Raw genomic sequence first — 6,255 nt, 5'->3', positions numbered from 1 at the left:
CTATATAAGAGTAAGAGGTCAAAAAGTCGATATAGACAAGGCAAGAAATACAGTACGTGACTTCTCTAAAAAAACAATTCAGTTTATTAATAATAAATATACTAACAACAGTAATAAATTTGGTTGTTTAAATGAAGAAGGCGAGTGTTATGAAACGGCTGGTGATAATGGACTTTTCTTAAATCATATTTACACATCTTACGCTCCTGAAGAAGCATATAAGCTCAAAAAAAAATACAATAATGACGAAAGTAAGATTAAAGATTATATGTTGCAAAAAGCAAAAGAAGAATATGTAGATTATATTAATCGTTCTAAAAATATCATGAAAATTAAAGGACCAAAAACAAAACCTTCTGATATAGAAATGCTCTTTAATTTCCATATGCATGATAATTATATTCACATTCACTGTATCAGCCATAGTTTCGACCCAGTATCGAAATTATTCATCAACCCGCCTAGCCCAAATAAAGTTGTGCAAGAAATCGCTATTGAATTTGAAAAGAAAAATGCTGATATTTTGTTGCAAGGTGTAGCCGCAGGTTATGACAAGTCAGAGGGTTTAAAATCAAGAATGAGTTTAATTGAAGAAATAAAACTCGATGGAACTACTGATGAGCAAGCTATAGACAAATTAGAAGAGCTTAAAGACAACATTGAAGCACTTGTACTAGATAATCGTTATAACTGTTCTGAGACAGTTTCAGAGCTTAAAAAACAAGGTGTCGAGCTTTACTATACCGCAGGAGATAAAGTAAAAATCAAAGCGTTTGGTAAAGATATTGAACTGACACAAGATAGTTTTGGTGATGATAAATTTTCAAGAAAGTTAACGACTTTTGCCAAAGCAGGTAATCTCGAAGAAAGACTTCCTTTTAAAGTAAATGAACTTGAAACAGTTTTAGCTAAAAATCTTGCAATGGTCAAAACCGAACTAGATAAGGAGTTAAAAAAACTCCCAGCAAATAATCATAGCGAAGCGAAAAAAAGAGCGTTTTTACAATTTACAGAAATATGTAGAAAATCAGGCGTAATGGTCGATATGAATAAGCAAAAACATCTTTCATATCACAAAATATCACTGAATAAACGAGCTAATGAAAACAATGTATCTTCTCACAAATACAATTCTTCAAAGCTTCAAGATAGTACGTTAAAAGGTAAGCATCTTTATAGCTACTTTGATTTAGATGAACAAGCTATTTTAGATCATCAAACAAACTTACTACGCAGAATGCCAAAAACGATTAAATACAGAGATAGAGTGTTTTTAAATCTTGATTTATCTGATGTGAATTTACTTGAAGATGAAAGCTACTTTTTAAAGAGTATAGATAAACTATTAAAAGACATTACAGGAATTCCCAACGACAAAGGACTTACTTATTATAATAAAAAAGGCGAAGCTCTAATTGATTTTAAAGATCTAGGAAATGGTCAATCTGAAATAACTATTAGTAATTTAAGACCTAAACAATCAGCAATACTTTTAAAAGCAATGCTTCTTGAAGAAGTTAGATCTATGAAAGAGGGTGAAGTAATGACAATTACTCCAAGCACTGACAAACAGAGCTTCGATGATTTGAGACACTTGCATATTCAACTTCTATTTTCACCTGACAAAAACAGTCATAAAATTGCAGTCGATTATCCTGATATGAAATCAGATCCAGAATTAAACAAGCTTATTGAAATAGAACTTAAGAGCAAAATAAAACGTTTTAGCAGTACATTTAAAACGTATGGTAAAGAGCCTAAAAAGAAGTTTAACTTCACTAAAGCCTATGGAATTGAACTACTCGACAATCCAAAATTAAAAGGGCTGGATAGTCTCGTAGCTGATAATTTAAATAAACAAATAGTAGAACTTGTTGCTAAAAAAGACGTAAAAGAAGTCCTATTTAACAACAAAGTTCCTGTAATATTTTTAGATAAAAACAAGGAGAAGATAATAGATGTCTGTGATGAAATGAACTTAACAGCAGAGCAAAAGAAGAAAGTAATTAACTACCTTGAAAAGAATACCACACAGGAAAAAGAGCTTACTAATACCAATAAAAGAAAAGTTAAATTTGGTGTTTAGTAGAAGTAGGTTTTATCAATTATTTGATTTATAAGAGAACTATGATAAATAAATACTAACAGACTAAAAAGGAATTTATATCCAAGAAGGAGAAAATAATGTTTAAAGAAGAACCAGAGAAAACTTGTCATTGGTGCGATGGAGAGTTAGATGAAAATGATAAATGCACACATAGAAGTTGTATTAACGCACCAGACCCACATGATGATCCAAACTTTTACCCATATTAAGAAATAAAAAATGTTAGACGTTCAAGAGTTTCAATTCAATAAATGCTTCGAAAAAAAGAACCTCATTTGAGGTTCTTTTTCATTGTCTGAAATAGTGTTTATATATTCGAAATTATAAAAAACTACTCTGATATTCATAAAAACTTAATCCTGTTTCTAATACATCATTAATTATTTTACTACTATATTCAGGTTCATAAATTTCAAAACAAAACCCTTCAATTTCTGGTTTTAATTCGTGATTGTAACCAAACTCAATATTTTTAGAAACCATTACAGCTACTTCATTCAGCGCTTGAACGACAGGATCATTATCAGTTAAATGCTCTTGATAAATACGTTCATTAAAAAGCTTTTCAATGATCAACGGCTCTAAACCTTCAAGTTTTATTTCAGATAAAACATTGTTGTTAACTTTAAGATATTGATTCATATCTAAAGCACAATTGTTCTTTTCAAGATTATAAATGTTGAGTAGTGATTTAAGTAACTCAGTCTTATAAAGCTTATCTACAGCTATCGCTCTAAACGCTTCTAGCGACTCTGTAATTAAGAAAAAATCATCTTGGCTATGTTCTATCTTTTCACCAATTACACGCTCAAAATCACGCTTGTTTGTTAATATTCTATATATTCTCATAAGTCCACCTTTAAGCTGCTTGATCTAGGTTCATCATATAAACACCTTGAGCTTTTACTGCATCAGAACGGTCTTTATTGAGCATAAATACACAAGTTGGAATACTTGTTTCAGCAAATATTTTAGGTGGTAAACCAACCACAGCATCTAATATTTTTTGGAATCTCATTGATTTTCTAAACTTCCGTGTAGAATCCTTAAATTGTACACCTCTAGGCAAAACTAAAAACGCTTTACCATCGTCAGTAAGTAGATCAATCGCTGATAGAATAAAAGCATATTCACAATCACCTTTGTTCGGAATACCATCTTTAAAACGACTTTGTGAACTGTTATTTTTAGCATATTCAAAACCATAATCTTTAAGTCCAAACGGAGGGTTTAACATCAAGTTATTTTTCTTTGCTTTACTCATTGATTCAAAGTTTTGAAAAGACTCTTCTGATTGGTAAATCACTTTCAAAGGTTCTTCCCAGTCAGAAATAACGTTGTTTTGGGTAACTAACAGATCAAGTTTAAACACCGTAGAGCAGTGTAATAACCAATTTAGGTAAATCTGGATAGTTGAGACTTTACTCATTTCATTATCTAAATCATTCAAGTGAATCTTAACCTCAATTCCAAAACTAGAAGGACAGATTCTATTTTCAGCAATGAACATGTCTTGATAAGTTTTGTGTAAAGTTACTAGCCCCATAATTCCAGTGCCACAGCTAAAATCTAACATTTCAGGATTCATTCTTTTATCGGGTTGGCTCATTCTATTTAAACATTGAGCTAGTTCAAACGGAGTCATATATTGACCACGTTTCGCATCAAAACGTCCAATTTCGACACATACATCAGCTAGAATATCGTAGAATGGATATTTAGAAACAAGCTCAAAATACGTTGAATACTTCATTCTCTCTATATTATCTGATTTAATCATTTGATATAAATCTTCTACAAAATCAGAAAATGCTATTTGAAGATGAACACCTTTTTTATCTGCATCTTTTTGTAATTCAGTTAATAAATCTTTAATCATAATATTCTCCTTTTTTATGCTGCGTTAGTGTTAAGTGGCAATTCTTTAAATCGATCAGTAATTTCTAATAAAGTCATTAAGCTATTTTTATGCTCTTGATGTTCAAAATACCCTTTAACATACGGATCAGAAATCATGTGTGGGTTAGGGAAAAACACGAGATTTTCAGGTTTGTTATAATCGGTAAGTGTGTTCCCACAATACGCAGTTAAACTTACTATCTTCGCCTTTTTATTTTTCTTCTTTTTGTTGTGAATTGCTAGATTGAATCGAATCTGTATAACTGCAATTTTTACCATCGCTTCATCAATATCATTAATCACAACATTGATTATTTTAGCTTTGCTATTAATAGCCACGTTTAATAGTTCAAGAATTAATGAACCAGTTCCGCAACCACAATCATCACTAATATCTAATTCTTTTTTATGACTCATCTTTTCAACTAAATATCTACCTTGAATCTTCCCTTGTAATGAAGAAATATCGGGCGGAGACATACATTGACCAAGCATTTTTTTATCGAAACTAAAAACATCAAGCATGACTTCACCAAGAACATCAGAAAAAGGATTTTTAGTTATTAGTCCTTCTAGTAATTCTGTAAATTTAAAATGCTCTTTTTCAAGATAACTAAAATCTCGATGATAAGTAGAAGTGCAAGTTAATTGATAAGTCATAGAAATAAATGTATTGAACATAACTTCTGGTTTTACTCGTTGTTTTTTACTCGTTTCAATAATATGTTTAATTAGTTTTTTCATGTTTTTTCTCTCTATTAAGTTATGTAACGTCCTGTCACGGTTAAGTCTTCCGCTTCTTTTAATCATTTATGCTGCTTGTAGCTGTAAGCGCTTTTGAGCAATCTTGAAATACTCTTCATCAATCTCAACGGCTACGCCTTTTCGATTAAGATTTTTAGCTGCTATCATCGCACTTCCTGTTCCTAAAAAAGGTTCAAAAACAACATCACCTTCATTTGAACTATTCCTTATTAATATCTCTAATAGTTCAACTGGTTTTTCCGTTGGGTGGGTTTTAGACCCGATGATGTTATTCACTTCAAGAACATTTTTTGTCCCCATATCTGCAATGTTTTTTGCTTTACCCTTACGGCACATAACAATGAACTCACAGTTTTTCATGTAGTATTTGTTGGGAGTAACATTATTCTTTTTCCAAACCAGAACATTTTGAAGCTTGAAACCTGCTTTAATAGCTTCTGTCATAAGCTCGTTTAAGTTCCGATCATTGACCATGAAATATGCGTGAGTTTGATTTTTCAAAACTCTAAAAACTTCTGGAATCCAATCAGAAAACTTAATTGAATTATGCTTAAATAAAGAACCTGTTCTGATAAAATCCACATTGGATTTCTTAATCCATTTTGATTTCAAATCATTAGCTGCAACACCTCTGTTAAGCATTCCAGAAGGGTTTTTGGAAGTATCACCATTTACTTTACAGCCACCTGTAGCTATCTTGTAAGGTGGATCAGTAACTACTAAATCAATGCTTTCATCTTCCATTTTTTTCATAATTTTAAGAACATCATCGTTGTGAATATTGATACTTTCATCAATAACAAAACCATCTGTTTTTACCTGTTTAGGTTTTACTACACCTTTATCTATAAAAATATTATCTAAAAAATAATGAGGTTGAAGACCTTCAACATTAAAAATCAGAATCTCCGTTGGGATCGCTACACCATCAAAAATATTTAAAGGCAAGGTAATTGTTGATGTAATCTGACCGTAGATATCTCGCATTTTTCTAAAGCGTTTACTTTTAATATCTTGATTATTTCGAAGCGCACTAGGAGTGATAATTATTGTTGGTACTCCATAGCCACACAGTTCAAAAACCTTATCTAAAAACACTTCTGGATAAAGCTTTTTTGACGGATGCCCGTTGAAAGGTGGATTTACAATTACTAAATCAATATCACCTAAAGACTGATCAAACTTTTCAAAATCACCTTGATAAAGTTCATCAGCTTGAACGCCATACTTACTTACATCTTCAATATCATTCCCAATGACATAAGCACCATCAGATTTAAGCTGTTTTGTCAGTGCGCCCTGACCAATGGCAGGATCAAATACTTTCAAAGAATCCCCTGATTTTTGTATATGCGGAATGATCATTCTATGTAAAAACTCTGTAATACATTCAGGCGTGTAAACCGTACTATTTTTCTTATTTGCGTGATTTTTATTGATGTGTTTCATATGTTTTTTCCTCTTATTGTTAAATTTTGGCCGCA

General features: G+C 31.4%; 6 protein-coding genes. 2 read left to right on the top strand and 4 right to left on the bottom strand.

From position 1 onward, the window contains the following. Both BT797_RS24000 and BT797_RS24625 read left to right on the top strand, forming a co-directional pair. Positions 1–2,086, top strand: a 2,086-nt coding sequence (locus BT797_RS24000) for a hypothetical protein (RefSeq protein WP_175545664.1), incomplete at its 5' end; no start/stop codon positions are given. A 98-nt stretch (positions 2,087–2,184) separates the two neighbouring features. Next, positions 2,185–2,316 (top strand): hypothetical protein, encoded by a 132-nt coding sequence (locus tag BT797_RS24625; RefSeq protein WP_280522469.1) that lies wholly within the window; start codon positions 2,185–2,187, stop codon positions 2,314–2,316. A 112-nt stretch (positions 2,317–2,428) separates the two neighbouring features. Here BT797_RS24625 and BT797_RS22195 read toward each other — a convergent pair whose 3' ends face one another. The 4 genes from BT797_RS22195 to BT797_RS22180 all read right to left on the bottom strand — a co-directional run bounded on the left by BT797_RS22195 (position 2,429) and on the right by BT797_RS22180 (position 6,220). Further along, positions 2,429–2,956, bottom strand: coding sequence for a hypothetical protein (locus BT797_RS22195; protein WP_075473576.1), 528 nt, complete (start codon positions 2,954–2,956; stop codon positions 2,429–2,431). 10 nt (positions 2,957–2,966) lie between these two features. Continuing rightward, the gene (locus tag BT797_RS22190) at positions 2,967–3,986 is read right to left on the bottom strand and encodes an HsdM family class I SAM-dependent methyltransferase (protein WP_075473575.1); all 1,020 of its coding nucleotides are present in this window, start codon (positions 3,984–3,986) and stop codon (positions 2,967–2,969) included. A 14-nt stretch (positions 3,987–4,000) separates the two neighbouring features. Then, positions 4,001–4,750, bottom strand: coding sequence for a class I SAM-dependent methyltransferase (locus tag BT797_RS22185; RefSeq protein WP_075473574.1), 750 nt, complete (start codon positions 4,748–4,750; stop codon positions 4,001–4,003). 66 nt (positions 4,751–4,816) lie between these two features. Continuing rightward, positions 4,817–6,220, bottom strand: coding sequence for a DNA methyltransferase (locus tag BT797_RS22180; protein WP_075473573.1), 1,404 nt, complete (start codon positions 6,218–6,220; stop codon positions 4,817–4,819). Positions 6,221–6,255 lie beyond the last annotated feature (35 nt).

This window comes from Moritella viscosa (genome assembly GCF_900120065.1).
Lineage (GTDB): Bacteria > Pseudomonadota > Gammaproteobacteria > Enterobacterales > Moritellaceae > Moritella > Moritella viscosa.
Note: the sequence above shows the minus strand (reverse complement) of the source record. Positions and strands in the feature narration are given on the sequence as shown.